This is a genomic window from Nocardia sp. NPDC056541, assembly GCF_042794235.1.
Taxonomy (GTDB): domain Bacteria; phylum Actinomycetota; class Actinomycetes; order Mycobacteriales; family Mycobacteriaceae; genus Nocardia.
In genome coordinates, this window is record NZ_JBHTUD010000001.1 from 1 (window position 1) to 26,990 (window position 26,990).

The window sequence follows — 26,990 nt, forward strand, 5'->3', positions numbered from 1 at the left end:
GCTGGCCTACCAGACCCACAGGATTTGAACCTGCGACCACCTGGCACGGGTTCCAGTTGTCCAGAACCTACTCATCAGTTCCCAATAGTGCTCAGCACCAGGAAGTTTCGCGAATCGACACTTCTCATCGATTCGCATATATTCGCGTTGATTCCGGTCAAAAGTGTGGGGTTTCTGTGGGGTGCCACCTACAGCTTCCAGAACTCGCCCGAGATTCAATGTCAGGGCACCGTTGGCGAATAGCTTCTTGTGCCTGGCCACGTGAGCGCGACGGACCAGGTTCGCGACAGCTCGCCCCCTTCTCATCACCGTCCGAACGGCATTCGCTGTCGAGCAGCGGACACTCGACACCATAGCCCTGGGCTCACCTCCGTCACGCATGGAGCAGGTAAGCGCCACCATTGATATAGCAATGATCCGGAGGCTCGTCCTTGCCCGCGCGGCTAGCACTCCCCTTGGTCCCAGGAGCGGACCGCGACGACAGGCTCCTACCTGATTTCGCGGGGAGCGCATATTGCGGGCTTCGATTTCAGTGCTGCACCGGGGGGAATCCCTACTCGCGCGGGGAGCGCTCGACTTAGATCTGCTCGTCGGCCTCATTCACAGCCTAGTTGGAGTCTATCCCGATCAAATGCTCCCGAGCTACCAACGCGCGCAACACCACATCGGGGCTATCGGTCCCCTTGAGGGTGCCGAGACCGCTCGCGCTTTCTTAGCAGGATGTCGAGGTTGCTCATAGCGTAAGGATAGCGACAATGCGGGGCCGCGACGGCCGGAGCGGTCGATCGAGGGTGGGAGTGTGTGGCTCGAGCGCGACGACGCCACCCACGCCAACGATGAGATGATCATCGAGCGGCTCGCATTCGCGGTCGGGCTCCTCGGTGCGTGGAGCGACCGGGCCGCCGGGCTCGCCCTCATCATCGATCAGGCACGTTCGGTCGACGAACGAGCACCCGGGCTCGCCCGCCTTCACATCGATCCGAACACTCGGATCAGGCTCATCGCCACCGACGTGGGTGTCGCGCCGTCGGGCATCTCGACAGCCGTTCCCACTCGATACGGAATCCTCCAAGCGAGTCTGGACATGAGAGGACGGGTCGACCCTCCCGGACCCGCCGGCTTGGGGACGTGGGTACGTGCCGACCACGCTCCGGAATAGTGGGATGGAGCGGTCATCGCCTACAGACTCACCAACTCCTCGACGCCCGTCGTCGACGCCACCGATCTCGGGGCGATGATCGTCCTGGCCCATGCCCACAACCCAACTTCGCCACACGAAGACGCGACAGCGCTCGCACACCTCGATTCCCGCTCTGCCGAGGTACTGCGGGTGCTCTGCGACTTGCCCAGCCTCCGCAGTGCCGCAGTCGAACTCGGCACGCACCATTCGACGCTGCAGGCCAAGCATGAGAGTTTGACGCAACTCCTCGGCTACGACGTGCGCACGACCGCCGGGCGCATGCGCTACATCGCCGCGGAGTTCCTTCGCCGTCTGGGCGACTACTGAATTCGCTTCCGCTCGGGGTTTACCGCAAGTCGCGGGCAGATCGGCCAACCTATATCTTGACTCGCCACAGGAGCCGGCTTCACTGGACTGTCGAATGCTATGAGGACTCCATCCGTCCACGCCCCTTCACGCACAGGCCGAGCCGTTGTGCCCGGGCACAACAGATACGCACCGGACTTCGACCGGGAAACCTATAAGCGGCGCAATGTCATCGAACGTGCAGCACGAATACGTCGCGGAATGGGTGCATCTGATCAGCACGGTGCATCCGGACTGGGATACGGCCAGCGCTCGCATCCGGGTTCAAGCGGCACAGACGATGATGAACGACATCGCGCTCATGTCACCGTTGCGCGCACGCGCCGGTGCCGATACGGCACTGCTCACCATCGGCGCGCGACTCCTGGCGATCGGCGACTCGAACTGAGCGCCGCGGGTGCCTCGGTGCGTCAGTCATCCGGATGCAGCGGCACCCTCGCCAGTCCGTCCCAGCACAACCCGACCGTGGTCTCGACCGCCGCTCGCTTCGTGATCGGCCGACCCGAGTCCAGCCATTCGCGCGCGGCCATCTGACTGGCACCGACCAGACCGACCGCCAGTAGGCGCGCTCGGTGCGGATCGAGCCCGGAATCGTCGATGACGGCATCGGAAATGCATCCCACGCACTCGGCGATCGCGTTTCTGACCCGCAATTCGACCGATGGTTCGTTGCTGACGCCCGATTCGAAAATCAGCCGAAGGCCGGGCGGGTCCTCGTCGGCGAAGTCGAAGATGGCCTGCACCGCGGCGTGTACCCGCTGGTGATTGTCGCCCGAGGCCAACGCATGCCGCACGCCGCGTACCAGCGCGTCGATATGCGATTGCAAGACCGTCAAGTAGAGCTCGAGTTTCCCCGAGAACAGTTCGTACAGCATGGGTTTGGTGAATCCGGCCCGCACCGAGATCTCATCCATGCTGGTGCCGTGATAGCCGCGATTGCCGAAGACTTCGCTCGCGGCGAGGATGACATGTCGCCTGCGGGCTTCGCGACGGAGCATTGTCGGCGTGGCGTTCACGTTGTGGCCGTCAGACGTTCGCGGCAGAATTCGCGCAGCGCTGACAGTAAGGCCAACTGGACCAGATCGAGATGACGAGTGCCGCCCTCGACCCGCCACTCACCGCACTCACAATCGTAGGGCGACGCGCCTTGCACGACTACGCGCGAGAGGGATTCGATATAGATCATCGCGCCATGAGATGTTCGATCAGCTGGATCAGGACCTGCTTGGCTGAATCCCGATCGCGGACGTCGCAGAGCACAACGGCGACCTCACTCGAAATGTCGAGTGCTTCGCAGATTTCGAAATCGCTGTACACATCGGCGCCATCGAAACAGTTGACCGCGATGATGAACGGGATACCACGTGACTCGAAGTAGTCGATCGCCCCGAAGGAGTCTTCGAGACGTCGGGTATCGGCCAGCACGATCGCACCCAGCGCACCGACCGACAATTCCTTCCACATGAACCAGAACCGGTCCTGCCCTGGTGTTCCGAACAGGTAGAGCACCAGGTGTTGACTCAGCGTGACCCGGCCGAAATCCAAGGCCACCGTGGTCGTGGTCTTGGTTTCCACGCCGGTCAGATCGTCGACAACGGCACCGAGGGCAGACAGCCGCTCCTCGGTACGTAGTGGAGTGATCTCGCTGATCGTTGTGACGAATGTTGTTTTGCCGACACCGAATCCGCCCGCGATCAGGATCTTGACAGCATCGAGCGAGCTGAGTTCGGATCGGGCGACGACATCAGATTCTGCGAATACCATCGAGCACCGCCTGGAGAAGTTTCGGGTCCGGTCCACTCGATGGCGGAGCCGGTGATCGGAAGATGACATGCCCGGATTGGATCAGGTCGCTGACCAGTACCTTTACCGCCGCGAGCAGCAGGTCCAGGTGAGCCGCCAGCTCCGCGATGGACAGCGGTCTGCCGCGAGACAGTCGAACGATCTCGGCATACTCCCGGTCGAGCCCGGTCAAGTCGCTCTCGGATCGCACCGCGACGACCAGCGTGAGAATGTCGAGCGTGTGCAGATCCCGACCAGCTCTGCCACGGGTCACGGCAAACGGCCGAACCAGTGCGCCCGGGTCGTCCGCGAACTCCCACTCTCGGCCACCGCGCTCGTTCACGATGTCGGGTGTACGCGCATGGTGTGTGACGGGATGCGTGGCGCGGCGCTCAATTGATCACGGACCTGCCCGACGATGACGTTCATTTCATAGGCGATCAGACCGAGATCGGCCTCGATCGCGGCGAGCAGAGCAAGACACGCACCGTGTCCGGCCTCGGTCACCAGAAGATAGCCCGCGGCGAGTTCGACGACGGTCTGCCGGGGCGCGCCCTTGTCGAAGCGACTGCCTACGCCACGAGCCAGGCTGTGCAGCGCGGAAGCCATCGCAGCCAGGTGCTCGCCATCCTCACGACTGAGGGTGTGCGAGCGGGCGAGCGGCAGGCCGTCGGCGGAAAGGACCAAGGCGTGCTCGGAACCCGGCGTCCGGTCGACCAAGCCGTCGAGGATCCAATCCAGCGTGTTGTTGCCCTGGATTGTCACGTCGTTGTTCATTCTTCTGGACCATCCGTTACTGATCGGTTGGGGGTGGCGCGGAGTTGCGTGCTTGGAACGTGCCGTGTTGGAAAGACGACATCGCGCGGCGGATCTCGTCGGCGGGGCGTCGGCTTTCTACCGAAGGCACTTCGGCCGCACTGGGTGGCTCGTCCTCCAGCTGAAGTTGTGGTGCGAGGTGGGTTTGTTTCCGCCGCTTGGGCAGCGGGGCACGCAGATGCGCGCCATTGTTTGCCCTGTGCACGGTCGGTGCCGGCCATTCGATCGCCACCGAATCCGACTGCGCAGTGTCGGCACCGACGAGCTCCTCGTACGCCTCCCCCGGCCACGGAGGCAGCTGCGCAACATCGTGGCCGCGCGATACTGCCTCCGATGCGTGGCGCGCGCGAGTCCGCGGCATCAGAATCGGCTCTTCAGAGTGGTTTTCGGGCTCGACCGCCAGCAGATCGGTCGGAATCAAGATGATCGCTTTGACACCGCCATAGGCCGAGTCCTGCAAACTGACGGTAATGGCATGGCGCTTCGCCAGTCGGCTGACCACGAAGAGTCCGAGATGACGCTGTCCAGCCAGCGCCATCTGCTGGAAGTCCGGTGGCTCACTGAGGAGTTCGTTGAGCCGTTCGCGCTCGGCGAATCTGATTCCGAGGCCCTGATCCTCGACCTCGACGACCACACCGCGGCCCACTCGGTTCCCGTGCACAGAGACCAGAGACTGGGGCGGGGAAAAGAAGGTGGCGTTGTCGATCAGCTCTGCGAGCAGATGGATGAGGTCGGCGACCACGCCCCCGAGTACGTGCGTCTCCGGGAGGCGAATCGCGCTCACCCGGGTGAGATCGTTGGTCTCCGATACCGCACTGCGCACGACCTGTTCGAGCGCGACGGGTTGCCGCCATCGCCGCCCCGGCTGTTCGCCGCCGAGGATGAGCAGGTTTTCGGCGTTGCGCCGTGCCCGGGTCGCCAGATGGTCGAGCTGGAAGAGCAATTCGAGGTGCTCCGAATCCTGCTGTTTCGACTCGGCGACGTCGAGCACATCCAATTGACGGCGAACAAGAACCTGGCTTCGATGTGCGATGTCCAGGAAGACCTTGTTGAACCCGTCCCGCGTCCGCGCCTCTGCCGCGGCCGCGACCATCGCTGTCCGCTGCGCGGCTCCGAATGCCATGGCTACCTGACCTATTTCGTCGTGCCCCGTGTCCAGCATCGTCGTCTCGGCCTCGACATCGACTTCCTCGCCATCGTGGAGCCGCTGCACGATCGATGGCAACGTCTCATTGGCCAACTCCAGACTTCGCGAACGCAGCGAACGCAACCGGCGGATCAGGCCATTGGCCATCCGCATCGCCAAGGCGAAGGCACCGATCGCGACCACTGCGATACCGATGCCCGCGGCAATCGGTCGGTTCATCGACCGATCGGCGGCTTCCGCGGCCTGCGCGTTGGCGAAATACACGTGATCCCGGAACAGGCCGATCAGTTCGGTGTCCACCACCCGCTCGGCTGCTTGCCACTCGGCGTAAGGGACCTCGATTGTGCCGCGCTCGGCGAGCAGGTCCTCCGATCCCGTCGCAGTTCTCCATTCGGGGCTGTCGGCGAGCCGGGCCAGTCGCTGCCGGCCGTCGGCGGTGAGCCGTCCGGTGAGACCTTCGAGCTGGTGTCGATACCCGCCGACGAGCTGTGCGACGACACGGCGTTCCTCGGCAGAGAGCGATTCCCCACGTACTGTGCCTGCGGCAGCGAGGGCAAACGCGCGGGAATGCAGTTCCGCCATTTGGATCAGATCCGCCGCGGTGATCTCCTCCGCGGCGGTCAATGGATCCGGTACGGCCCTCGCCAGCCCTTCGAGGCCGGTGGCGAGGATGCCGGTGAGTCGCCGGTAGAAATCGTCGACTGAGCGAGAATCGGTGTGTCCGAGATCCACAGCCTGTCTGATACTCGATGTGCTCGCGGCTAGTTCGGCGATGTCCGGGGTGGAGCTGTCCACCCCGACCGGCGCCAGTCGCTGCAATTCCGGCGCCCGCCGGCCGATCTCCGCGAGCGCGGCATCTGTCTTGGTTCGCTGCGCCGTCAATCCGGCCGTCGACATCGAGTCGCCGTTCAGCGTAGCGAGGCTCAGTGATCGCTCGCCCTGGACCGCGACCGCGAACGCGACGAACGGATCGACCGCGTCATTGAGCAGTTTCGACCACTGGGAAGCCGCTCGCGCGTCTTTGACGAGAACGGCGACCGTGATCGTCCCAGTGAAAAGTAGTGCCGCACAGGGAATGAGCGCGATCGCCAACACTCGTGTCCGTATTCCGGAACCGTGCCGCCGGACCCACGACCGCCGCACTCCCTGCGCTGTCGCGGTCGGAAGTTCTACCGGGAAGCGCACGCCGTGGCCCTACCTTCAGAGGCGGTGTTCATGACGCGCGCCCACCCGCAACGACCGGTGGTTCCCCTGAGGGCCGAACCATAGTGCGCTCCTGTCTCATTCGTAGTGGTCGTCCCTCGGTGGTCAGTCCGTGCGGATGAGGATCTTCGCGCCGATACCGTTGCGCAGCTTGTGGAGAGCGTCGACGATGCCGGTCAGCGGGATCTCCTCCACCCAGCCGGTGGTGTCGTAGAGGCCGTCGGCCATACCGGCGATAACCGCGTCGAATTCCTCCGGCTCATAGCCGACCGCTCCCACCATCTCGCCCTCCCCCATCGAGAGCAAGGTGGGATGGAATTGCATCGGGTGCTCGTGCAGCGCGGCGACGACAACGCGGCCACCGGCGACGAGGCTCATCAAGGCCGAGGTGATCGCAGTACCGGCTCCCGCCGCATCCACCGCGACATCCACGCCGGCACCATCGGTGAACTCGCTGATCACGGCGGCGAGGTCCTCGTTCACCGGATCCACGACCGTGGCACCCAGCGCGGCGACGATCGCCCGACGATCCGCGCTCGGCTCGGAAATGAGCACCTTCTCCACACCCAGCGCTTTGAACGCGAACCACGTACCGATACCGATCGGCCCCGCGCCGGCGATGAGTGCCGTACCGCCCGCCTCGACGCCACTGCGGGCGACCGCGTGCCAGCCGACCGCCATCGGCTCGACGAGCGCGCCCATCCGCAGGTCCACATTCTCGGGCAACAGGTGCAACGACGAGGCGTTCACTGTGGTGAACTCCGACAGGCCACCGCCGGGCGCGTTGGCACCGAGCGCGCCCATCATCTTGCAGGAGAAACGCAAACCCTTACGGCACGCCACACACTCACCACAGGAAGCGACCAGCGGGAACACCGCGGCACGGTCGCCGACCTGCACATCCGTCACGCCCTCGCCGACCTCGACGACGGTCCCCGCGAACTCGTGGCCGAGGATCTGGGGCAACTTGGCACCGGTCAGCGGATGCGGCTCGTTCATATCCCACGGAATGGCTTCCGGGAAGAAATAGAAATGGAGGTCGGAGCCACAGATGCCGGCGAACGCGTTACGCAACTTCACCTGACCGGGACCAGGGCTGGATTCCGGCACCTCCTCGACGCGGAGGTCTTCCTTGCCGTAGAACACAGCGGCCTTCATCGTTCTCCTTTGTTGTGGTCCAAGCGCTTTCAACGAGTATCTGCGCTTGCCCGCAGGTCCAGTACCCGCCAACCGTTGCCCTGTTGCCACTTCTTGCCCGCCAACTGGCGGATGTGGATCGCGACTCCCACGTCGAGAATTCAGAGACAGACCACAGTAGGTGGCGCACATATTCAAGGAGGAAGCGTGAGCCTAGCTATCGACCCGGAATTGGTGCCGTGGGTACCGGCCCTGCCGACGTTCGATTTCGCCGACCCGGTGGCAACGCGAGCCATGGTGAAGGAGATGACTCGCTCGATCGCGCGGGACCTTCCCGACACAATTCTGATTCGGAACTACACGGTGCCCGGCGACACTGACCGACCCGCGGTGAATGTGCGCGTGTATTCCCCCACCGCACAGGTCAGCTCACTGCCCGCACTGGTCTACTTCCACGGCGGCGGATATGTCACGGGCGAGCCGGCGGACTACGACTCCGCGTTGACCGAACTGACCGCCGCGGTGGACGCGGTCGTGGTGTCGGTGGACTACCGACTCGCGCCCGAGAACCCGTTTCCCGCCGGCCTGCGCGACTGCTACGCCGCGCTGCTCTGGACTGTGGACAACGCGGAAGAACTCCGCATCGACCCCGACTGGCTGGCCATCGGGGGGGAGAGCGCCGGAGGTGGACTGGCCGCCGCCGTCGCCTTGCTGAACCGGGATCGCGGTGGCCCTTCGCTGCGGCTGCAGTGGCTCGGAATCCCCGCCGTGGACCACCGCGGCGAGACGGAATCCATGACGACACTCACGGACACCCCGATGCTGGCCCGGGCCGCAGCCGTCAACGCCTGGAAGCACTACACAGCAGGCGGAACACTGGTCGACGGCGAGGACTGGACTCGATATGCCGCACCCGCCACCGCGACTGATCTGTCCGCGCTCCCGGCGGCGTATATCGAAGTAGGCCAATACGACCCGCTGCGGGACGAGGGCATCGAGTACGCCCGCCGCCTCGCACAAGCGGACGTGAGCACCGAGCTGCGCCTCTATCCCGGAGTATTCCACGGCGCGACCGCTGTTCGCGGTGTCAAGGTGGTCGAGCGAATCATCGCAGAGCAGCACGCCGCACTTCGCCGCGCACTGCACCCCGAGGGGTGAGTTGACCTGCGGGCCGCTGTCCAACGCACCGCCGCGAACTGGACACCGGCCCGCTCCCGGCACCGGCTGTGCCAGATGCCTCGGCGTCAGAACGCCGACTCGTCGAGAGTCATCACGCCGAGGTCGACGTCGGCGATGACGGTGCGCACCGTGCTGAGTCGAGGGAGCATGTTCCTGGCGAAGAAGGCTGCCGCCGCGACCTTTCCCTCGTAGAACGCGGTGCTACCCGCTGTGTCGATCGCGGCGAGCGCGACGGCGGCCTGGCGCATCAGCAGCCAGCCGATCAACAGGTCGCCGAAGGCGAGCAGAAACCGTACCGATACCAGCCCGATGCGATACAGCTCGGCAGGCTCTCGGTGCGCGGCCGACACGACGCCCAGGAGGGTCGCGGTCATGGCCTCGATGTCCTCGAGCGCGGTAGCGAGGTAGGCGCGATCGGACGCCAGACGTACACCACCACAACTGCTTTCGACGAACTCCGCGATCTGACCGATCACATGGGCGAATGCTCCACTGCGGTCTCGCACGATCTTGCGGAAGAAGAAGTCCTGCGCCTGAACGGCGGTGGTGCCTTCATAGATCGAGTCGATCTTGATGTCGCGCACATACTGCTCGATCGGATAGTCCTGCAGGTAGCCGGACCCGCCGAAGGTTTGCAGGGATTCGGTCAGGCACTGATAGGCGCGTTCGGATCCGACGCCTTTGACGACGGGCAGCAGCAGATGGTTGATGTGGAAGGCCAATTCGGCATCGGCACCCGACACCGCCCTCGCGATCCCGGCGTCCTGGTGCGCAGCCACATACAGATACAGCGCGCGCATGCCCTCGCTGTATGCCTTCTGCACCATCAGTCCCCGACGCACATCAGGATGGCGAATGATCGTCACCCGCGGCGCTTGCTTGTCCGCCGTTCTGGTCGCATCACTGCCCTGCACCCGGGTTTTCGCATACGCGAGCGCGTTGAGATAACCGGTCGACAACGTGGCGATCGCCTTGGTGCCGACCATCATCCGGGCGTACTCGATGACCGCGAACATCTGCGCTATCCCGCTGTGCGAGTCACCTACGAGCCAGCCGACCGCGGGAACGCCGTGCCCACCGAAGGTCAGCTCACAGGTCGCCGAGGCCTTGAGTCCCATCTTGGTCTCCAGGCCGGTCACGAAAACGCCGTTGCGGGTGCCCAATCCACCGGTGCCGGTGTCGAAGTGGAACTTCGGCACGACGAACAGCGACAGACCTTTCGTCCCCGGTCCGGCACCCGCGGGCCGCGCCAGAACCAGATGCAGGATGTTCTCCGACAAGTCGGAGTCACCGCCGGTGATGAATCGTTTGACACCTTCGAGATGCCAGCTGCCGTCGCCCTGCCGGACCGCGGTGGTGCGGCACGCACCCACATCCGAACCGGCGTCCGATTCGGTCATCACCATGGTCCCGCCCCATTCACGCGTGGCAGCGATCTGGGCCCACCGCTGCTGGGCAGCATTGCCGAGGTCGTGCAGGATCTCGGCGTTCTGCGGCCCGCTGGTGTACACGAACGCCGCCGGCTGGGCCCCGAGGGACAGTTCCCAGATCGCCCATTTGACCACCGACGGTGCCACCGTGCCACCGACTTCTTCTTTCAGCCCGACTTTGTGCCAGCCCGCCTTCTGCCAGGCCAGTGTCGATCGGATGAACGACTCGGGCAGCGAGACCGCGTGCGTGGCCGCGTCGAACGTCGGCGGATTGCGGTCCGCGTCGGCGAACGACTCCGCGAGCGGACCTTCGGCCAGCCGCGCCGATTCGGCCAGCATCGCACGGATCGTGGGGGCATCCAGGTCGCCGAACTCGCCGGAGTCGAGAACGCCGTCGATCGCGAGCACCTCGAACAGGTTGAATTCGAGGTCACGAACATTGCTCTTGTAGTGGCCCACCTGGATGCCTCCGTATCCTGTGTCGCGAGCGATCTATCGCTCCGGGTCGCTCGGCTCGGCTTCGGATCGCGAGCAGCGGTGCCGCCCTGAATTCGGTTGCGCCGCGTCGCCTTCGTCGGGCGCCGGCGGGTCGATGCCGACCCGCCGACTCTGGTTGCCGAGGAAGGACCAGATGAACGCGGAAATGATCACCGCGTAGTCCTACTCGTAGATCTCACCCTTTTCCGCCTTCTCCACCAACGACTTCGGCGGCAGAAAGTGGTCACCGTAGCGTTCGGCCAGTTCTCGGGCCCGCGCCACGAAACCCGGTACACCGCCGTCGAATTGATTGATGTACTGGATGACCCCGCCGGTCCAGGCGGGGAAGCCGATCCCGAGCAGCGAGCCGATGTTGGCGTCCGCCACGGAGTTCAGCACTCCCTCGTCGAGACACTTGACAGTCTCGAGTGCCTCGGCGAACAGCATGCGGTCGCGCAGGTCCTCGAGCGGGATCTGGGTGCTACCACTGTCGAACGCCGCACGCAGGCCGGGCCAGATACGGGTGCGTTTACCGTCGACATACTCGTAGAAGCCGGCACCGGTGGAACGGCCCGAGCGGCCGAACTCGTCGATCATGCGGTCGATGACAGCTTCGGAACTGTGCGGCGTCCACTGTCCACCCGCGGCCTCGACCGCGGCACGGGTCTCCTGGCGGACCTTGCGCGGCAGCGTCAAGGTCAGCTCGTCCATCAACTGCAGCGGCGGAGCGGGATAACCGGCCTGCGCGCCTGCCTGTTCGATCGACGCGGGCTCGATACCTTCGCCGACGGCCGCCATCGCCTCGTTGACGAACGTGCCGATCACGCGCGAGGTGAAGAAGCCACGACTGTCGTTGACGACGATCGGTGTCTTCCCGATCCGCAGGACGTAGTCGAAGGCCTTCGCGAGGGTCGCGTCGGATGTCTTCTCGCCGCGGATGATCTCCACGAGTGACATCTTGTCCACCGGTGAGAAGAAGTGGATGCCGATGAAGTCTTCCGGCCGCTGCACACCCTCGGCGAGATCGGTGATCGGCAGCGTGGAGGTGTTCGAACCCAGAACGGCATCCGGGTCGACGATGTTCTCGATCTCGCCGAACACCTTGTGCTTGAGTTCCGGACTTTCGAAAACGGCCTCGATCACGAAGTCCACGCCGGCGAGGTCCGCCGGGTCGGCCGTCGGCTCGATCCGCGCGAGCACCGCGTCCGACGTCTCCTGTGTTGTCTTGCTCCGGGCAAGCGCCTTGTGCTCGAGCCTGACCGCATAGCCCTTGCCCCGTTCGGCCTTCTCCTTGGACACATCTTTGAGCACCACGTCGATGCCTGCCTTCGCCGTCACATAGGCGATGGCCGCGCCCATCATCCCGGCACCGAGTACACCGACCTTGCGCGCGGTGTACTTCTCGATGCCATCGGGACGTGAACCGCCCGCAGCGATCCGCCGCAGATCGAAATAGAACGCCTTGGTCATGTTCTTCGCGACCTGACCGATCACGATGCTGACGAAGTAGCGGGTCTCGATCAGCGCCGCGGTGTCGAAGTCCACCTGCGCGCCCTCGATCGCGGCGGCCAGGATCGCCCGCGGAGCGGGCATCGGCGCACCCTTGACCTGTTTGCGCAGGTTGCCTGCGAACGCCTGCAAGTTCGCCGCGAAGGCCGGGTCCGCAGGCGAGCCACCGGGCATCCAGTAGCCTTCGGCGTCCCAGGGCTGGACGGCACCGGGGTTGGCTTCGATCCACGCCTTGGCCTTCGGCAGCAGTTCGTCCACCGAGGACACCAACTCGTCGACGAGTCCGAGGTCTTTGGCCCGGCCGGGGCCGTGTCGCTGACCGTGCAGCAGAACGTTGCCGAGTGCGCTCTGGACTCCGAGCAGCCGCGTGGTGCGGACGACTCCGCCCGCACCGGGCATCAGACCGAAGGTGACCTCGGGCAATCCGATGACGACATCATCGATGTCCGCCGCGATGCGGTGATGCGTCGCGAGCGCGATCTCGAGGCCGCCGCCCAGCGCGAGACCGTTGATAGCCGCCACGACCGGTTTGCCCAGTGTCTCGAGGCGGCGCAGCCGTGCGTTCATGGCGGTGGTGGATTCGGTGACGTGCTCGGTGTGCTCCGGTGTGGCCCGGATCAGGTCCCGCAGATCGCCACCTGCGAAGAACGAGCGCTTCGCCGAGGTGATCACCACGCCGGTGATCGATTCCCGCTCGGCTTCCAGCCGGTCCACGACCTGTGCCAAGGACTCCTGGAAGTCGGCGTTCATCGTGTTGACGGGTTGATTGGGGTCGTCCAGGATCAGCACGACGATGCCGTCGGCGTCCTGCTCCCAGCGAATCGTGTCGGTCATGTCCTCACACCCGCTCGATGATCGTGGCGATACCCATGCCGCCGCCCACACACAGCGACACCAGTGCGCGCCGGGCCTGTCGCCGTTCCAGCTCGTCCACCATGGTGCCGAGGATCATCGCGCCGGTGGCGCCCAGTGGGTGCCCCATCGCGATCGCACCACCGTTGACGTTGACCTTCTCGGCCGGCAGGTTCAGATCCTTCATCCATTTCATGACGACCGATGCGAAGGCCTCGTTGAGCTCGAAGAGGTCGATGTCGTCGATGGTCAGCCCAGCCAGGTCGAGGACCTGGCGGGTGGCCGGCGTGGGTCCGGTCAGCATGATCGTCGGATCCGATCCGGTGATGGCGGCGGCCGTCACGCGGGCGCGTGGCGTCAGTCCGAGGTCTTTGCCGACCTGCTCGTTCCCGATCAGCACCAGCGCGGCGCCGTCGACGATGCCGGAGGAGTTCCCGCCGGTGTGCACATGGTCGATCTTGTCGACCCAGTGGTATTTCTGCAGCGCCACGGCGTCGAACCCATTTCGTTCGCCGATGCCCTCGAACGCTGGCCGGAGCTTGCCGAGGGACTCGACAGTGCTCCCTGGACGGCGATGCTCGTCGTGGTCGAGGATCGTCACACCGTTGATGTCACGCACCGGCACAACGGATTTCGCGAAGAATCCGCCGGACCACGCGGTCTCGGCGCGGTCCTGCGACCGCACGGCGAAACCGTCGACGTCTTCGCGCGAGAAGCCCTCCATGGTCGCGATCAGGTCGGCGCCGATGCCCTGAGGCACGGTCGAGGCGTCGTAGGTCAGGGCCGGATCGTTGTAGATCGGGCCGCCGTCGGATCCCATCGGCACCCGCGACATCGACTCGACACCGCCGGCGATGATCAGCGATTCCCAGCCCGAACGCACCCGCGCCGCAGCCTGGTTGACCGACTCGAGCCCGGAGGAGCAGAACCGGTTCAATTGCACCCCGGCGACGGTGTCCGGCAGGCCCGCACCGATAGTGGCGGCACGGGCGATGTCGCCACCCTGGTCTCCCACCGGCGAGACGACGCCGAGGACGACGTCATCGATAGCGGCGGGATCGAGCCCGGGGTGGCGGGCGGTCAATTCTCTGATCAGGCCGACCACCAGGTCGACGGGTTTCGTCCCGTGGAGCGCTCCGCCCTTGTTCTTTCCCCGAGGCGTGCGGATCGCCTCGTAGATGTAGGCCTCGTTACTCACAATTGATCTTTCCTCTCGTCCAGCTGTTCGATATTTCGCGCACCGCCGGGTTCAGTCAGCGACGGTGAGGACGAAGGCGGTGGTTCGGCGGGCGTCGGAGGCCACGAGGGCCCCGGCCCTGCCACCGGTGTCTTCCAGCGAATTCAGCATCGTGACCAGCGACCGCAGATGGCCGGACCTGGGCAGGTAGCCGAACGCGAGGTCCCCTCCGCGCGGGTTCACGAGGTACTCACACATTCCGGTTTCCTTGATCCAGGCCACCGGCGTGACGGCGTACTGTTCCGGAACCTCGAGCTGGTCGAGACCGCCGACGTAGAAACCGCCGGGAGCAAGGAGTTGATCGACAGCGTGCGAACCGAGTGGGGCGATGCCGAACTCGGTGGTCGACCGGATCGCACCGGTGGCATGCAGGCGGGCCCGGACACGCAGCCCCAGCCTGATCGCGTTCGGCTCGCTGGTGAGCAGCATCGCGCTCGCACCACGGGCCGGGCGGGCGGTGACCGCCGATCCGTCGTCGATGAGGCCCTGCCCGGACGTCGTGCTGTCACCCGTCCCGCCTCTGAACGAATCACCTGCCTCCGGCTTGTGGAAGCAGTCGGCGAGGTAACCGGGTGTGGTACACACGATCTCGGCCACGAAGTCCCCGGCCGCAGCGCACTCCGCGGACCGCGAATAGGACGAGCGGGCCCAGCCGGCCATCTCATCGGGAGCGATACCCCACCAGGCCGCGGCAACTCGGGCCATGTGCTGCTGTCGGTACAGCTCGGCGGCACCGCCGCCGAGCCACGACGTACTCATTCCGAAGTCGGCCGCCGCGACGACGACGACGGCGTCCGGGTACTTCTCGATCGTTCGTATCGCTTGCGCCATGCTCAGCGAACTGCTCGCGCCCGCCGTGGTGGTCAGACCGAGCGGCGGTGGGTCGACGACCCAACCGGCCTGCCCGACCGAGCAGCCGGTCGACAGGCAGCGGGGGTCGGCGAGAAACAGCTCGGTCAGCTCCGATCGGTCGAGGCAGCTTCTGCGTAGCAGCGCCGCGATCACGTCCTCGGCGAGCGTGGTGGGCGTTTCGGGCAGGTCGGGGTCATCCGGAACGACTCCCGATCGGCCCGCATCGATGAGCACAACGTTGGTCATCTCGGCCTCTCGAGCGGTGGGACTGTAGATCAATCGAGGTGGAATCCGGAGCGCCGGATCATGACCCCGCCCCCGCTCCCGCCTTTGCCCCGAACGTCCGCTGCATGAACCCCGGATCGATCAGCGTGCCGTGCACCTGCTGGTTGTGGCTGTGGCACAGCTGGTGGTAAGCGAAGGAGGTCTGCAGAGCGTTGGCGCGGCCCTGGTTGTCCTGGGCGACGTTGACGGCCTCCTTCGCGAGTCTGAGTGCGAACAGCGGCTTCTCGGCGATGCGCGAGGCCAGCTGCAGCGTGAACGACTCCAGCTCGGCCAGAGGTACGACGTGGTTCACCATGCCGAGCCGATGCACTTCGGCGGCCGTGAGGAAGTCGGAGGTGAACAACATCTCCTTCGCCTTCCGGACACCCACCTCGAACGGATGCTGGAAGAGCTCCACACCGGACACACCCATCGACACGGTGTTGTCCTGAAACAGCGCGTCGTCGGCCGCCACGATCAGATCGCACGGCCACACGAGCATGAGGCCACCGGCGATGACCTTGCCCTGAGCGGCGGCGATGGTCGGTTTCGGGAGGTTGCGCCACCGCTCGGACAGTCCCAGGTACATCTCCTTCTCGACCGCCATCTGCGATTCGGCACCGGCGCAACCGAAACCGCACCACGTGCCGACCCGCCGGTGATCGGTCACGATCTGCAAGGCCTCGCTGTCGCGCAGGTCGTGTCCGGCGGAGAAGTGTGGTCCGTTCGCGGCGAGGATGATCACACTGATCGAATCGTCCTGCGCCGCAAGGTCGAAGGCGTCGTTGAGCTCATAGAGCATCCGCATGCTCTGCGCGTTGCGCGCTTCGGCGCGGTCGAGCACGATCCGAGCGACCTTCTCGGCAGGCCGTTCGTAGCGGATGGTTTCGAACTCGCTCATCGTCAGCTCCGCTCGTCCGGACGATGCAACCGCGCCGTGATATCGGCGGTCGCCGCAGCGGCCGCTGCGGCGACGCCGGCGACGCGCTCGGGTGTCAACGGGGGAACAAGCGCAGCGGCCAAGCCGATCGGCAGGTCGCTCTGGGCGATCACACGCTGGTGGGAAAACGTATCGAATCCGGCCATACCGTGGTAGGCACCCGAACCGCTCATCCCGACCCCGCCGAAGGGCGCGACGTGGTTGCCGTATGCCAGACCGAAGTCGTTGCGCGACACCGCACCTGACGTGGTGTTCACCAAGAACCGCTGGAAGTCGCTGGTGTCGGCGCCGTACCAGTAGGACGACAGTGGATGTTCGCCTGCGGCGACGAAGGAGATGGCTTCGTCTACGTCGCGGTAGGTGTGCACCACCAGCACGGGCCCGAAGATCTCCTCGGCGTTGATCTCGGCGTCGGCCGGGGTGTCGAGCAGCAGCGTGGGCGGGATGCGCCGAACCTGCGCATCGGGCACCCGGTTCCGCTCCGACTCCGGCACGATCACGACCTCCACCGCGCCCTTCGACTTGGCGTCCTCGACGAGCCCGGTGACCCGCGCGTAGTTCGCGTCGTTGACGATCGACACGACATCAGGGTTGTCGATGAAGGTCGGGAAGTGCGCGAGCACGGCATTCCGATAGGACTCGACGAACGTGTCCCGCCCCGATTCGGGGACAAAGGCATAGTCGGGCGACAGGCACACCTGGCCGTTGTTGATGTGCCGAGCGGCGGCGAGCCGTTTCGCGGCCTCGGCGACATCGGCGTCCGGCGCCACGACGGCAGGGTTCTTACCGCCGAGCTCGAGCGTCACCGGAACCAGATTCCGTCCGGCGGCGGTCGCGACCAGTCGTCCCACCTTCGGTGAGCCGGTGAAGAAGAGGTGGTCGAACCGCAGGTCGGAAAACGCAGTGGCAGTGGCCAATCCACCATTGACGACGACGACCTCTTCGGGACTCATCCGCGAGGCCACCGCGCGAGCGAAGACAGCGCCGGTCCTCGGCGCCATATCGGAGAACTTGATCATGACCCGATTCCCCGCGGCGAGTGCTTCGACGGCGGGCACGAGCACAAGCGCGACAGGGAAGTTCCACGGGCCGATGACTCCGACCACTCCCTTGGGACGATTCTGGACATAGGCCGGGATCGCACCGCCCATGGCCGCCGGCACTTCGGTCGGCGCCATCCAAGTCTCGAGTTGTGCCCGGGCGAAGGCGATTGTCTCCAACCCACCGAGGATGTCGAGTTCCATCGAAATAGTGGGGGGCCGACTGCCGAAGTCGGCGTCGAGAGCCGCGGCGAGCTCGTCGCCGTGCTCGAGAACGGCCGCGACGAAACGGTCGATACGATCACGCCGGGTCGGGGCGTCCGGAATCGGATCCAGAGCCTGGGCGGCTCGCTGGGCGTCGAGGAGACGCTGCAATTCCTCGGGCGCCACGTCGACGATCGGTGCTGTGGTCATGGTCATCTGCTCGGTTCCTTCTGTGCGGGCGAATTCTGGGCGGCGATATCGCGGCCCCATCGGTAGTCGGCCTTTCCCGCGGGGCTCCGGACCACCACGTCCACGCGGACGATGGCTTTCGGCAGCTTGTACCGGGCGAGCCGTTGCTCGGCCTCGGCCAGCAGCTCCCGGTCGGTGGGGTCGTGTCCGGGTAGTAGCTGTACGACCGCGACGATCTCGCTGCCCCATCGCTCGCTCGGCCTACCGACGACGATCACATCGCGAACGGCGGGATGGGCGATCAACGCCTCCTCGACCTCCTCGGCGAAGATCTTCTCGCCGCCGGAGTTGATCGTCACCGAGTCGCGACCGAGGAGCTCGATGCTGCCGTCGGCCCGCAGTCGCGCCCGGTCGCCGGGCAACGCCACGCGGCGGCCTTCGATGATCGGGAACGTGCGCTCGGTCTTGGCGCGGTCGCCGAGGTACCCGAACGGTATGGTGCTGTGCCGGCCCAGCCATCCGGTTTCGGTATCGCCCGGTTCGAGGATCCGGCGACCGTCGTCGTCCACTACGCAGGTACCCCGCGCCGCGGTGAAGACACCGGAAGTAGCCGGTGCAGCACTGGTACTCAGGTTCGACAACTGTGAGCCGGTCTCCGAGGAACCGGCGACGTCGGCGATGGCGATGTGTGGAAGCAGTGCCAGGATGCGGTCCTTGACCGATGCGCTCGCGACGGCGCCGCCGGTACCGATCAGCTGCAGGGAACGCCCGTGGTAGCCGCCCCGCTCGAACTCGTCGCACAGCGGCGTCGCGAACGAGTTGCCGACGAGGTTCATCAGCTGCACGCCCTCGCGGTCGATCACCTCCCAGACCGAGGCGGCGTCGAGCCGGTCCACGACATCGGGGAATACGACGGTGCCGCCGGTCAATACACCGGCCAGGGCGAGCCACTGGGCTGCGGCATGCATGAGTGGAGGCAGCGGCAGCACGACTCGCCGATCACCGGACACGGCCAGAGCGATGCCCTCGGTGAGCGACGCGACGTCGAAGATGCCTGCCGGCAGAAAAGCCGCCAGGGCGCTCTCCAGGATCTCCGCCTGAGCCCACAGCGTGCCCTTCGGCATCCCGGTGGTACCACCCGTGTAGACCATGTAGAGGTCGTCGGGGTCCGGTGTCGTCTCGGGAGCATCGGCGGAGGAGGCCGCGAGGGCCTGCTCGTAGTCGAGAGCGCCGGGGAGCAGCGGGTTGCCGGATTCGTCCGCCACCTGGAGCAGCAGCGTCGGCTTCGCGCGCAGCGAGTCGAGGACCGCCGCCAGCGTCGGAGCGAAACGGGCGTGGTAGATGATCGCGCGCGGCGCGGAGTCGTCGAGCAGGTAGGCGAGTTCGGCTTCGACGTATCGGTAGTTGACGTTCAACGACGCCGCCCGGGCGGCCGCGGCGCCCAGCATCCCCTCCAGGTACTCGTTGCCGTTGTACAGATACAGCGCGACATGGTCCTGGCCCGACTCCCACGGATGCAGGTCGGAGCGCGGCTGGTAGATCGTGATCCCCTGCGACAGCAGGAGATTCGCCAGCCGGTTGACTCGCGCCGACACGTCGCGGTAGGTCAGCCGCCGGTCCCGGAACACGATGCAGTCGTGCTCGGGTTTCGCCGCGGCGACGCCGGCGAAAAGCTCGGCGTGGTTGTATCGCATCAGATCTCCATCAGGTGAAACGATCAGCAGTGGTGACGACGGGTCATTTGCAGCGGATGTCGAGCAGCGCCTGACGTCCCTCGTCACGCACTACGCGCAGCGCCTCCTTGATCGCGCCCTCGAGCTCGCTGCGGTGGTGGACCGTCGCGCCATGGCCGCCCGAGGCGACGCAGTAGGCCGCCAGGTCCGGCGAGGGGGCGAGGTTGGAGAAGCGGTCCTCGCCGGTGGTGGCCGCCGTGCCGTCCGGGTAGACGAGGTACGTCGCCATGTCGACCGCGGTCCAGTTGCTGTTGTTGGCCACGATGGTCAACACCGGCAGGTCGTGTTTGGCGGCCGCGTGGTGGCACGCCGCAGGGTTGGCGAACATGTAGGCGCCGTCGCCGAGGGTGGCGACGACGGTGCGGTCCCGCGCGGCGTACTTGGCACCGAGTGCCGCGGGCAAGCCCCATCCGAGACCTCCCGACGCGGGCAGGAAGTAGTACGTGCCGGGCTCCGTGCGGCCCAGCAGGTCGGGGTAGGACACGTACTCGTTGAACACGATGTCGTCGTCGTCGAGCAGGTCGCCCAGAACGGCGGAGATCGCCGCCGTGGTGATCACGTCCTCGTCGCCACGGGCGAGCTCGGTGTCGCGCAGTTCGCCGACGGCGGCCCGGCCGGCCGCGGCCAGCGCACGAATCTGTTCGGCCCGACCCTGATCGATGCGGTCGGCGCGCACCTCGAGTGCCTCGATCAACCGGGTGAGGAACGCGGTCGGCGTGGCGCTGATGTTGAGGTCCGAGCGGTGCGACCGCATCGGGTAGGTGGTGAACAGCGGGTCGACGCCCACCTGGGCGACGAAGCAGTCCGCCGACGGCGCGGTGCGCGCCTGGATCCACGGGACATCGCACTCGACGAACACCACGACATCGGCCCGTTCGAGGACGGCCGCCACGTCGGAGCCGACGCGGTGTGGATGATCGGAAGGAATGTTCAGGTAGCGAGCCCACGGGTCGGCGACCCCGAGCGCGAACCGGGTGCAGCACTCGGCGAGCAGGCCGACGGACTCGGTCTCGGCGCCTGCCGCGGCGGCCACGATGACGGGGAACTCGGCCGCGGCGAGCCGGTCGGCGAGCGCGTCGATCGCGGCGGGGTCGGGCTGCAATGCGGTCGGAACCGGCGTGCGCGGCTGTGCCCGCACAGGTTCGTCGGCCGTCTCGGCGAGTACCTCACGCGGAAGCGAGAGGTACACGGGACCACGCGGGTGGGCTGTGGCGACGCTCAGTGCGCGGTCGACGACGGCCTCGACCTGACGCGGATCACGCAACTCGTAGTCCCATTTGACGAACTCGCGCACCATGCTCGCCTGGTCGAACATCTCCTGCGACCAGTGGATCGGCAGGTCACGCGCACCGGTGGCGCCGAACTCGAGGATCGGCGAGCGACCGGCGGTGACGAGCAACGGGACCCGGTCACGCGCGGCGTTGGCGACCGAGCAGACAGCGTTACCCGTGCCGACATTGACGTGCAGCATCAGCGCCTGCGGCCGTCCCGTCACCAGCGCGGCGCCGTGCGCCATGCCCCCGGCGAGGTTCTCGTGGGCACACAGGACGGGGATCGGCAGTGTCGGGCCACCCTCCTGCTTGTTGTCGGCGTAGGCCTCGACGATCGGCGCGAAGTCGGTCCCCGCGTTGACGAAGAACCACTCGATGCCTTGCTCGGCAAGGGCAGTGAGGTAGCGGGTTGCAGCGGTGTGCGGCATGGAGAACTTTCTGTTCGGTGCGCGGACATTCGTCAGGTGGCTGACAGGGCCGCACCGACGAGCCACCGCCCAGGACCGAAGTACCGGACGGTGGCCTCGTCGGGCGTCGATTACGGCAAGAGCCACTCTGCATTCGAGCGGAAGAACTTCGTGGTGATTTCCTCGCCGAGCGGTTCGACCTTCGCGAGCATCTTGCTCATCGAGTCCTTCGTGCCCTCGACGTGCGGATAGTCGGTCGAATAGCAGTACACGTCGGCCAGATTCGGATCATCCTGGAAGTAGCGGTCGACGGGCTCGAAATTGAACGGTGACACCCGCACGTTTCGGGCGATGTATTCCGACGGCTTCAGCGGGAATTTCGCAGCGGCCGCACCGGGGAATACCCCGATGTACATATCCATTCGCCGAGCGGCCGGCCCGACCCAATAGGCACCGACCTCCAGGAGGCCGACTCGCAGCCGCGGGAATCGCTCGAACACTCCCCCGAGCACCAACGCCGACAGATAATTGTCGATTGCCGTGTGCACGGTCGAGAAGAGCTGAATATTGGCGTTCGGGATTTCCGGCGACTGGAACAGATCCTGGAAGGTCTCGGCGACGGTCCACCGCGGATCGAGGAAGGCGAACTCGGTACCGATGTGCAGCGTGACCGCGACATTCGCGGCCTCGAAAAGCCCCCACAGCGGGTCGAGTGCCGAATGCGCCGGCGAGACCCCGCCCGGCGGCTCGTCGGCCTGCAGGTACACCGCGCGAACACCGGCGTCGACCAGCCGCTTCGCCGTGTCGATCATCTCGCTGACATCCGGGCTGGTCGGGACGATCCCGACGAGCCGGATTCGACCATCGGCCAGGACCGCGTTGTCGATGACCCAGTCGTTGTACGCGCGCAGGAAGCTCTTGGCGAAGTCCGGCCTCGACATCCCCTCGAACACGGATTCGTCACCGCCCCAGCGCAGTTCGAAGCCGAGGTCGTCCATGCCGCCGACCATCATCGCGCCGATCGCCGTGGTCGGGAAGACCAGCTGACGATCGACCCCCATGACGTCGAGGACCTCTACCCGGCGCCCGAGGTCGATCGCGCTCGGAGCCGTCGGCCCCTTGATCTCCCACACCGCCTTCGAGTCGATCGGCACCGTGTCCCCGGCCACGTTCGGCTGGTGCATATTGGTCGGACTCGGGTCGGGACGGAGCCGGTCCGCGACATCGAAGAGATTTCCCATAATTCGACCCGGCTGGCCGAAAACATCCCCGAGCAGGTGACCGGGAATCATTTCGTGGCTGTCGACATCATGTGCCAGGAGCTTCATTGCAACCTCTAGTTCTGACTTCCCGGCGACAACACCGGGTGGGTGTGAAAGCAAGCACCGGGAGGAGCTCACTCTGAGTTCTCGGATTCGGTGCCGACATCAGGGAATGAGCGCCTCGACGTCGATCGGCTTGAGAAAGCCGACGAAGTCGTCGTTCGTCCGCCAGTCGTACTCCGGTACCTCGCAATAGATCTCGATCGCGTTGCCATCGGGATCCTTGACGTACAGGCTCCGGGTCATGCCGTGGTCGAACATGGCCTCGATCGTGACGCCCTCGGCCTGCAGGTGCTCGTGCATCCGCACGAGCGACTCCTGACTGTCGACGACCAGTGCGAAATGCAGCAGACCGACCTGACCGTCCTGCGGCGACTCGGCGTCCTCGGGCACCTTGAACACCCCGATGTCGTGGTGGTAATCGGCGAATCGGAAGAAGATCGCAATGTCCGATTCCGAGGAGATCGTCATGCCGAGGATCCCGCCGTAGAAGCGTTTGGCCGCCTCTAGATCGCGCATTTTCACCACGACGTGTCCAACGCGTTTGATGCCCATCATTTGCCTCCGCTGGCCTCGAGCCCACCGGTGTCACATGACCACGCCCGGCGGTTCCAGCCATAGGTAGCGTGCGATCGGTAGACGACTAGATAGATTGATCTATCGCCGTCAGAGTAAGCGGAATCTTCCCGGTCCGTCAACCCTCTGAAGGCAACTCGAAAACGGGAATTCGTCCGACCGGCGCCGCGCATCCCGGGGAGAACGGCGGCGTCAGCCACCCCGCTCCACACCGGGCATCCATGAAGGTTTCGCGCATCGCCGTCGCGATCGGCTTCAGCACACCGCACGGCGGACCGACAAGCTACTGGTCGCATCATCTGCCCACCTCGCGAAAGACTTCGGATCAGATGAAGTCTCTGCGGTGGGCCGCGGGCTCACTACCCGCCATTCGTCGTGCGGTAGCCGCACATCGCCCGCCAACTGCCGGGTAGGCGACAGCACTACTCGGCCGCAGCCGCATTCGGCTCACTGGGACCGCGTAGGAATCACAGAATTCGGTGCGCCACACGATCGGCACGGCGATCGCGACGGTCAGGCCACCGGAGAACCCTGGACCGGCGGCTCTCCGCACAGTCCGGCCAGTAGGCCCCGTACTGCGAGCGACAGCACGAAATCGGCTGCGCCGCAGCCACTCACCATCGGGACGTCGTCAACCGGTCAGCCGAAGATGATCGCGGTGTCCGTCGACCCCCGGCCACTGTCGAGAACTCCGCCGAGTCGCCGACTGTCGGCCCTGTTGCCGACCCGGACCAGCACTCGGTAGCGGACCCGCTTACCGACTGACGTTGCCCTGACCTGTGCGGTCGTACCGACCAGCCGCGAGTCCAGCGGCGACGGCGTTGGTCGCGGCCCGCCCGGCGGTGTGCAGCGGCGCCGGCGATCGCGTGGTCCGCGACAGCAGCACCGATCCTTCTATCAGGCAGAAGATCTCCACCGCGACCTCGCGGGCGCGTTCGGCGGTCATCCCGGCCGTGGTGAAGCGCTCTTCGAGAACCTCCAGCCACGACTCGAAGGCCGTGGCGGCGGCGGTCCGCATCACCTCGTCGTTGTTGGCCACTTCCAAGGCGATCGTCGCGATCGGGCAGGCGTAGCCGTAGTCGGTCTGCGCTAGTAGCTCCGCCGCCTGGACGAAGGAGGCCGCCGTCGCCTCGACGACGTCGGCCCCGGGCGGGTACACCGACTCGAGTAACTCCCGGTAGCGCGTGCCACCGTGGGCCAGGGCAGCGGCGCCGAGTTCCTGCTTGCCGCCGGGGAAGAAGTGGTACAGCGATCCATAGGGCGCCTCGGCTGCGGCGAGGACGGCCTTGATGCCGGTGGCCCCGAAGCCCTGCCGGCTGAACAGCTCCGCCGCGGACTCCACGAGCCGTGTTCGCGTTTCCGGCTGCTTACCAAGGGTTGACGAGGAGGGAGACATACGTCCAGATTACCCCGCTAGATCAATCTGTCGTGCTGTGACGTTCACCCCAGCGCCGAACAGCCTACCGACGCAGCCGTTGTCGGCGGTCGCCAGACTTGATAGATTGATCTAGTGACTGACACTCGAATCTTCGAACTCCGCACGTACGACGCGGTACCGGGCAAGATCGACGCGCTCCTGGGCCGCTTTCGCGATCACGCCGCCCCGCTGTTCGAGAAACACGGGATGACCAACATCGGCTTCTGGGTGGCGACCGACGACGACGGCAATCCCACCGAGACTCTCGTCTATCTCGTGGCCCACGCCAGCCGAGCGGCCGCGGCGAAGTCGTGGGAGGCCTTCTGGGCCGACCCCGAGTGGACCGCAGCGAGGTCCGATGGTGAACAGGTCACCGCCAGCGCAACGACGAAGTTCCTCGACCCGACAGGCTTCTCCGAGCTGCGCTGAAGCGGCTCTCCGGTCCCCGCCACCGGCGCGGATGGCACAGGATGATCGGTGGCCCCGACACCCCCCGGCCGCGTGCCCGGCCGTTTCGACACTCTTCCCGGCACGGCCGGGGACGACCCGGAGGATTTGGCTTGACCTCGCTTTTCGACCTCACCGGACACGTCGCGTTGATCACTGGAGGAAACTCCGGGATCGGACTCGGCATGGCACACGGACTCGCCCGGTGCGGTGCCGATGTCTGCATCTGGGGCACCAATGCCGAGCGCAACGAGAAGGCCGCGCAGGAGCTCGCGAAACACGGCACCCGCGTGCGGGCGATCCGCTGCGACGTAGGCGACGAGGACGCCGTGACAGCGAGCTTCGCGGAGACCCTCGACCACTTCGGCAGGGTCGACTCCTGCTTCGCGAACGCGGGCACCCGCGCTCCCGATACGCCGTTCGTCGAGACGAGTCTCGCGGACTTCAGGGAGGTCACCCGGGTAAATCTCGACGGGGCGTTCCTCACGCTGCGCACCGCGGCTGCCCACATGGTGGAGCGCGGCGGCGGGGGCGTACTCGTCGGCACGTCGAGCGTTTCGACGATTCACGGAACCCCGCGTGGCCAGTCCTACGCGGCGAGCAAGGCGGGGCTGTCGGCGATGATCAGAGGGTGCGCGGTGGAGTTGGCGCGACACCGGATCAACGCGCACTCGATCATCGCCGGCTGGACCGAGACGCCGCTGATCTCCCGGGAGATGCAGAACCCGGCGTTCGGGGAGAACGTCATGAAGCGGATGCCGCAGCGCCGGTGGGGCGAGCCGGATGATTTCTCACGACTGGCGGTATATCTCGCCGGCGGGGTCGGCGGATTCCACACCGGCGACGAGATCGTGATCGACGGCGGATATTCGATCTTCTGAACGAACCGGCTCGAGTATGTTCGCCCGGGCCTCAGCGCCGAGTATCGGCGCTGGGGCCCTCTGCTGTCAGTGCGTAGCGAGTCGACGGAATCGGCTGCCGTGGAAGACCAGCGGCGCGGCCTCGGGATCCGCCCACATGCCGTGGATCTCGAACAACGCGACGGCGTGGTCGCCTGCCGGGACCTCGGTGTGCAGGGAACACTCCAGCCACGCGGTGGCGCCGTGCACGAACACCCCACCCGATGCGGCACGATCCCAGGCGATGCCGTCGAAACGGTCGGTTGCGTTCCGGGACAGGCTCATACAGATCTTGTCGTGATCCTCCGCGAGCACACTGATTCCCAGCCGGGGCCGGTCCCGCAGTCTCGGCCAGGTGGTCGAGGAGGTCTGGAAGCACACCGAGACGAGGGGCGGTGCGATCGACACCGACGTGAACGAGCTGGCGGCCATGCCGATCGGTTCGCCGTCGTCCATCGCGCACACCGCGGTGACCCCGGAGGGGAAGCACCCGAACGCCCGGCGCAGTGGACCCGCGTCAGCGGTCATCGGGTCGAAGGCGATCATGGATCCGGTCGACCCGCCGATCGGGCCGGTCGCGGTACTCGCCATGACAACGACTGGGGTGGACTGGTTCACGGGGTCTCCCAACACTGGGCCGCGAGCGCGGCGGTGCGTTTTCTCCCCTGCGACGCCAGAGCGGCGCCGGGGGCGCAGGTAGATAGATTGATCTATAAATCAGCCTGACATACGACATCTAGCGCGTCAACAGCCGCCAGGCAGCCCCGAATCACCGGGCCCGATGACCGGATCGGACGGGCAGGACGGCATCGTCCGCGCTCTCGGGCACCGCCATCTGGCGGATGTTTCCGACAGCAATCCCGCCGTTTGATGGCTACGACCGCGCCCGCACGGCGGATTGACTGACTCTCGTGACGCAGATACCGCCCTTCATCAGCACCGCCCCGGTCAGGCCGCCGTTCAGTGCCGAGCCGGTTCCGGTGTTTCGAGCCTTCCGTTCCACCATTCCTCGGCTCACCACCGACACCGAGGGCGAGATTCGCGAACCGTCTGCCACGGAACCACCTGGTCGACCCGCACCCCGCTCCGCCATCTTCGACGTTGACGCACCGGG

Annotated in this window: 23 protein-coding genes; 5 read left to right on the forward strand and 18 right to left on the reverse strand. The window is 65.9% G+C overall.

What is annotated here, in order from left to right:
* Positions 1–799: 799 nt before the first annotated feature.
* Together ACFQ9R_RS00005 and ACFQ9R_RS00010 are read left to right on the forward strand one after the other, a co-directional pair.
* Positions 800–1,159, forward strand: coding sequence for a hypothetical protein (locus tag ACFQ9R_RS00005; RefSeq protein ID WP_378986984.1), 360 nt, complete (start codon positions 800–802; stop codon positions 1,157–1,159).
* Between the two features lie 553 nt (positions 1,160–1,712).
* Positions 1,713–1,934, forward strand: coding sequence for a hypothetical protein (locus ACFQ9R_RS00010; protein ID WP_378986987.1), 222 nt, complete (start codon positions 1,713–1,715; stop codon positions 1,932–1,934).
* A gap of 22 nt (positions 1,935–1,956) precedes the next feature.
* Here ACFQ9R_RS00010 and ACFQ9R_RS00015 read toward each other — a convergent pair whose 3' ends face one another.
* The 6 genes from ACFQ9R_RS00015 to ACFQ9R_RS00040 all read right to left on the reverse strand — a co-directional run bounded on the left by ACFQ9R_RS00015 (position 1,957) and on the right by ACFQ9R_RS00040 (position 7,652).
* Positions 1,957–2,544, reverse strand: coding sequence for a TetR/AcrR family transcriptional regulator (locus ACFQ9R_RS00015; RefSeq protein ID WP_378988434.1), 588 nt, complete (start codon positions 2,542–2,544; stop codon positions 1,957–1,959).
* Positions 2,545–2,728: 184 nt separating this feature from the next.
* Positions 2,729–3,310 (reverse strand): ATP/GTP-binding protein, encoded by a 582-nt coding sequence (locus ACFQ9R_RS00020; protein ID WP_378986990.1) that lies wholly within the window; start codon positions 3,308–3,310, stop codon positions 2,729–2,731.
* A complete protein-coding gene (locus tag ACFQ9R_RS00025) occupies positions 3,291–3,671 on the reverse strand; it encodes a DUF742 domain-containing protein (RefSeq protein WP_378925590.1) in 381 nt (126 codons plus the stop codon). The genes ACFQ9R_RS00020 and ACFQ9R_RS00025 overlap by 20 nt, the downstream gene beginning before the upstream one ends.
* The gene (locus ACFQ9R_RS00030; RefSeq protein ID WP_378986993.1) at positions 3,668–4,105 is read right to left on the reverse strand and encodes a roadblock/LC7 domain-containing protein; all 438 of its coding nucleotides are present in this window, start codon (positions 4,103–4,105) and stop codon (positions 3,668–3,670) included. Before ACFQ9R_RS00030 ends, ACFQ9R_RS00025 begins: the two co-directional genes overlap by 4 nt.
* Positions 4,106–4,121: 16 nt before the next feature.
* On the reverse strand, positions 4,122–6,476 hold the full coding sequence (locus tag ACFQ9R_RS00035) for a nitrate- and nitrite sensing domain-containing protein (RefSeq protein WP_378986996.1): 2,355 nt from the start codon (positions 6,474–6,476) through the stop codon (positions 4,122–4,124).
* A gap of 123 nt (positions 6,477–6,599) precedes the next feature.
* A complete protein-coding gene (locus ACFQ9R_RS00040; protein ID WP_378986998.1) occupies positions 6,600–7,652 on the reverse strand; it encodes an alcohol dehydrogenase catalytic domain-containing protein in 1,053 nt (350 codons plus the stop codon).
* Positions 7,653–7,838: 186 nt separating this feature from the next.
* On the opposite strand from ACFQ9R_RS00040, the gene ACFQ9R_RS00045 reads away from it, so the two are divergent.
* Positions 7,839–8,789 (forward strand): alpha/beta hydrolase, encoded by a 951-nt coding sequence (locus ACFQ9R_RS00045; protein WP_378987001.1) that lies wholly within the window; start codon positions 7,839–7,841, stop codon positions 8,787–8,789.
* Positions 8,790–8,875: 86 nt separating this feature from the next.
* Here the strand turns inward: ACFQ9R_RS00045 and ACFQ9R_RS00050 are convergent, their stop codons facing one another.
* From ACFQ9R_RS00050 to ACFQ9R_RS00100, 11 genes are all read right to left on the reverse strand, one after another.
* Positions 8,876–10,699: an acyl-CoA dehydrogenase gene (locus ACFQ9R_RS00050; protein ID WP_378987004.1), complete on the reverse strand. Its 1,824-nt coding sequence runs from the start codon at positions 10,697–10,699 to the stop codon at positions 8,876–8,878.
* Between the two features lie 201 nt (positions 10,700–10,900).
* The gene (locus ACFQ9R_RS00055; protein WP_378987007.1) at positions 10,901–13,060 is read right to left on the reverse strand and encodes a 3-hydroxyacyl-CoA dehydrogenase NAD-binding domain-containing protein; all 2,160 of its coding nucleotides are present in this window, start codon (positions 13,058–13,060) and stop codon (positions 10,901–10,903) included.
* Between the two features lie 4 nt (positions 13,061–13,064).
* Positions 13,065–14,276: an acetyl-CoA C-acetyltransferase gene (locus tag ACFQ9R_RS00060; protein ID WP_378987010.1), complete on the reverse strand. Its 1,212-nt coding sequence runs from the start codon at positions 14,274–14,276 to the stop codon at positions 13,065–13,067.
* Positions 14,277–14,327: 51 nt separating this feature from the next.
* Positions 14,328–15,413, reverse strand: a complete 1,086-nt coding sequence (locus ACFQ9R_RS00065) for a hypothetical protein (protein ID WP_378987013.1) — start codon at positions 15,411–15,413, stop codon at positions 14,328–14,330.
* Positions 15,414–15,471: 58 nt separating this feature from the next.
* Positions 15,472–16,332, reverse strand: coding sequence for an enoyl-CoA hydratase (locus tag ACFQ9R_RS00070; RefSeq protein ID WP_378987016.1), 861 nt, complete (start codon positions 16,330–16,332; stop codon positions 15,472–15,474).
* 2 nt (positions 16,333–16,334) lie between these two features.
* The gene (locus ACFQ9R_RS00075; protein ID WP_378987018.1) at positions 16,335–17,831 is read right to left on the reverse strand and encodes an aldehyde dehydrogenase family protein; all 1,497 of its coding nucleotides are present in this window, start codon (positions 17,829–17,831) and stop codon (positions 16,335–16,337) included.
* Positions 17,828–19,498: an AMP-binding protein gene (locus tag ACFQ9R_RS00080; protein WP_378987021.1), complete on the reverse strand. Its 1,671-nt coding sequence runs from the start codon at positions 19,496–19,498 to the stop codon at positions 17,828–17,830. The genes ACFQ9R_RS00075 and ACFQ9R_RS00080 overlap by 4 nt, the downstream gene beginning before the upstream one ends.
* Positions 19,499–19,541: 43 nt before the next feature.
* Positions 19,542–21,236 (reverse strand): thiamine pyrophosphate-requiring protein, encoded by a 1,695-nt coding sequence (locus ACFQ9R_RS00085; RefSeq protein WP_378925616.1) that lies wholly within the window; start codon positions 21,234–21,236, stop codon positions 19,542–19,544.
* A 110-nt stretch (positions 21,237–21,346) separates the two neighbouring features.
* Positions 21,347–22,456: an amidohydrolase family protein gene (locus ACFQ9R_RS00090; protein ID WP_378987024.1), complete on the reverse strand. Its 1,110-nt coding sequence runs from the start codon at positions 22,454–22,456 to the stop codon at positions 21,347–21,349.
* Between the two features lie 186 nt (positions 22,457–22,642).
* Positions 22,643–23,095, reverse strand: a complete 453-nt coding sequence (locus tag ACFQ9R_RS00095; protein ID WP_378987027.1) for a VOC family protein — start codon at positions 23,093–23,095, stop codon at positions 22,643–22,645.
* Positions 23,096–23,867: 772 nt separating this feature from the next.
* Positions 23,868–24,509: a TetR/AcrR family transcriptional regulator gene (locus ACFQ9R_RS00100; RefSeq protein WP_378925623.1), complete on the reverse strand. Its 642-nt coding sequence runs from the start codon at positions 24,507–24,509 to the stop codon at positions 23,868–23,870.
* Between the two features lie 114 nt (positions 24,510–24,623).
* On the opposite strand from ACFQ9R_RS00100, the gene ACFQ9R_RS00105 reads away from it, so the two are divergent.
* Both ACFQ9R_RS00105 and ACFQ9R_RS00110 read left to right on the forward strand, forming a co-directional pair.
* Positions 24,624–24,959 carry an NIPSNAP family protein gene (locus ACFQ9R_RS00105; RefSeq protein WP_378987030.1) on the forward strand — a complete coding sequence of 112 codons (336 nt, stop codon included), beginning with the start codon at positions 24,624–24,626 and terminating at the stop codon, positions 24,957–24,959.
* A 131-nt stretch (positions 24,960–25,090) separates the two neighbouring features.
* Positions 25,091–25,858 (forward strand): SDR family NAD(P)-dependent oxidoreductase, encoded by a 768-nt coding sequence (locus ACFQ9R_RS00110; protein WP_378987033.1) that lies wholly within the window; start codon positions 25,091–25,093, stop codon positions 25,856–25,858.
* A 66-nt stretch (positions 25,859–25,924) separates the two neighbouring features.
* Here the strand turns inward: ACFQ9R_RS00110 and ACFQ9R_RS00115 are convergent, their stop codons facing one another.
* Positions 25,925–26,422, reverse strand: coding sequence for a flavin reductase family protein (locus tag ACFQ9R_RS00115; protein ID WP_378926126.1), 498 nt, complete (start codon positions 26,420–26,422; stop codon positions 25,925–25,927).
* Between the last annotated feature and the right edge of the window lie 568 nt (positions 26,423–26,990).

Coding starts and splice junctions, on each gene's coding strand:
- ACFQ9R_RS00010 (WP_378986987.1), top strand. CDS start 1,713: ATGTCATCGAACGTGCAGCACGAATACGTCGCGGAATGGGTGCATCTG.
- ACFQ9R_RS00015 (WP_378988434.1), bottom strand. CDS start 2,544: ATGCTCCGTCGCGAAGCCCGCAGGCGACATGTCATCCTCGCCGCGAGC.
- ACFQ9R_RS00020 (WP_378986990.1), bottom strand. CDS start 3,310: ATGGTATTCGCAGAATCTGATGTCGTCGCCCGATCCGAACTCAGCTCG.
- ACFQ9R_RS00030 (WP_378986993.1), bottom strand. CDS start 4,105: ATGAACAACGACGTGACAATCCAGGGCAACAACACGCTGGATTGGATC.
- ACFQ9R_RS00040 (WP_378986998.1), bottom strand. CDS start 7,652: ATGAAGGCCGCTGTGTTCTACGGCAAGGAAGACCTCCGCGTCGAGGAG.
- ACFQ9R_RS00055 (WP_378987007.1), bottom strand. CDS start 13,060: ATGACCGACACGATTCGCTGGGAGCAGGACGCCGACGGCATCGTCGTG.
- ACFQ9R_RS00065 (WP_378987013.1), bottom strand. CDS start 15,413: ATGACCAACGTTGTGCTCATCGATGCGGGCCGATCGGGAGTCGTTCCG.
- ACFQ9R_RS00070 (WP_378987016.1), bottom strand. CDS start 16,332: ATGAGCGAGTTCGAAACCATCCGCTACGAACGGCCTGCCGAGAAGGTC.
- ACFQ9R_RS00075 (WP_378987018.1), bottom strand. CDS start 17,831: ATGACCATGACCACAGCACCGATCGTCGACGTGGCGCCCGAGGAATTG.
- ACFQ9R_RS00080 (WP_378987021.1), bottom strand. CDS start 19,498: ATGCGATACAACCACGCCGAGCTTTTCGCCGGCGTCGCCGCGGCGAAA.
- ACFQ9R_RS00085 (WP_378925616.1), bottom strand. CDS start 21,236: ATGCCGCACACCGCTGCAACCCGCTACCTCACTGCCCTTGCCGAGCAA.
- ACFQ9R_RS00090 (WP_378987024.1), bottom strand. CDS start 22,456: ATGGGAAATCTCTTCGATGTCGCGGACCGGCTCCGTCCCGACCCGAGT.
- ACFQ9R_RS00095 (WP_378987027.1), bottom strand. CDS start 23,095: ATGATGGGCATCAAACGCGTTGGACACGTCGTGGTGAAAATGCGCGAT.
- ACFQ9R_RS00100 (WP_378925623.1), bottom strand. CDS start 24,509: ATGTCTCCCTCCTCGTCAACCCTTGGTAAGCAGCCGGAAACGCGAACA.
- ACFQ9R_RS00115 (WP_378926126.1), bottom strand. CDS start 26,422: ATGATCGCCTTCGACCCGATGACCGCTGACGCGGGTCCACTGCGCCGG.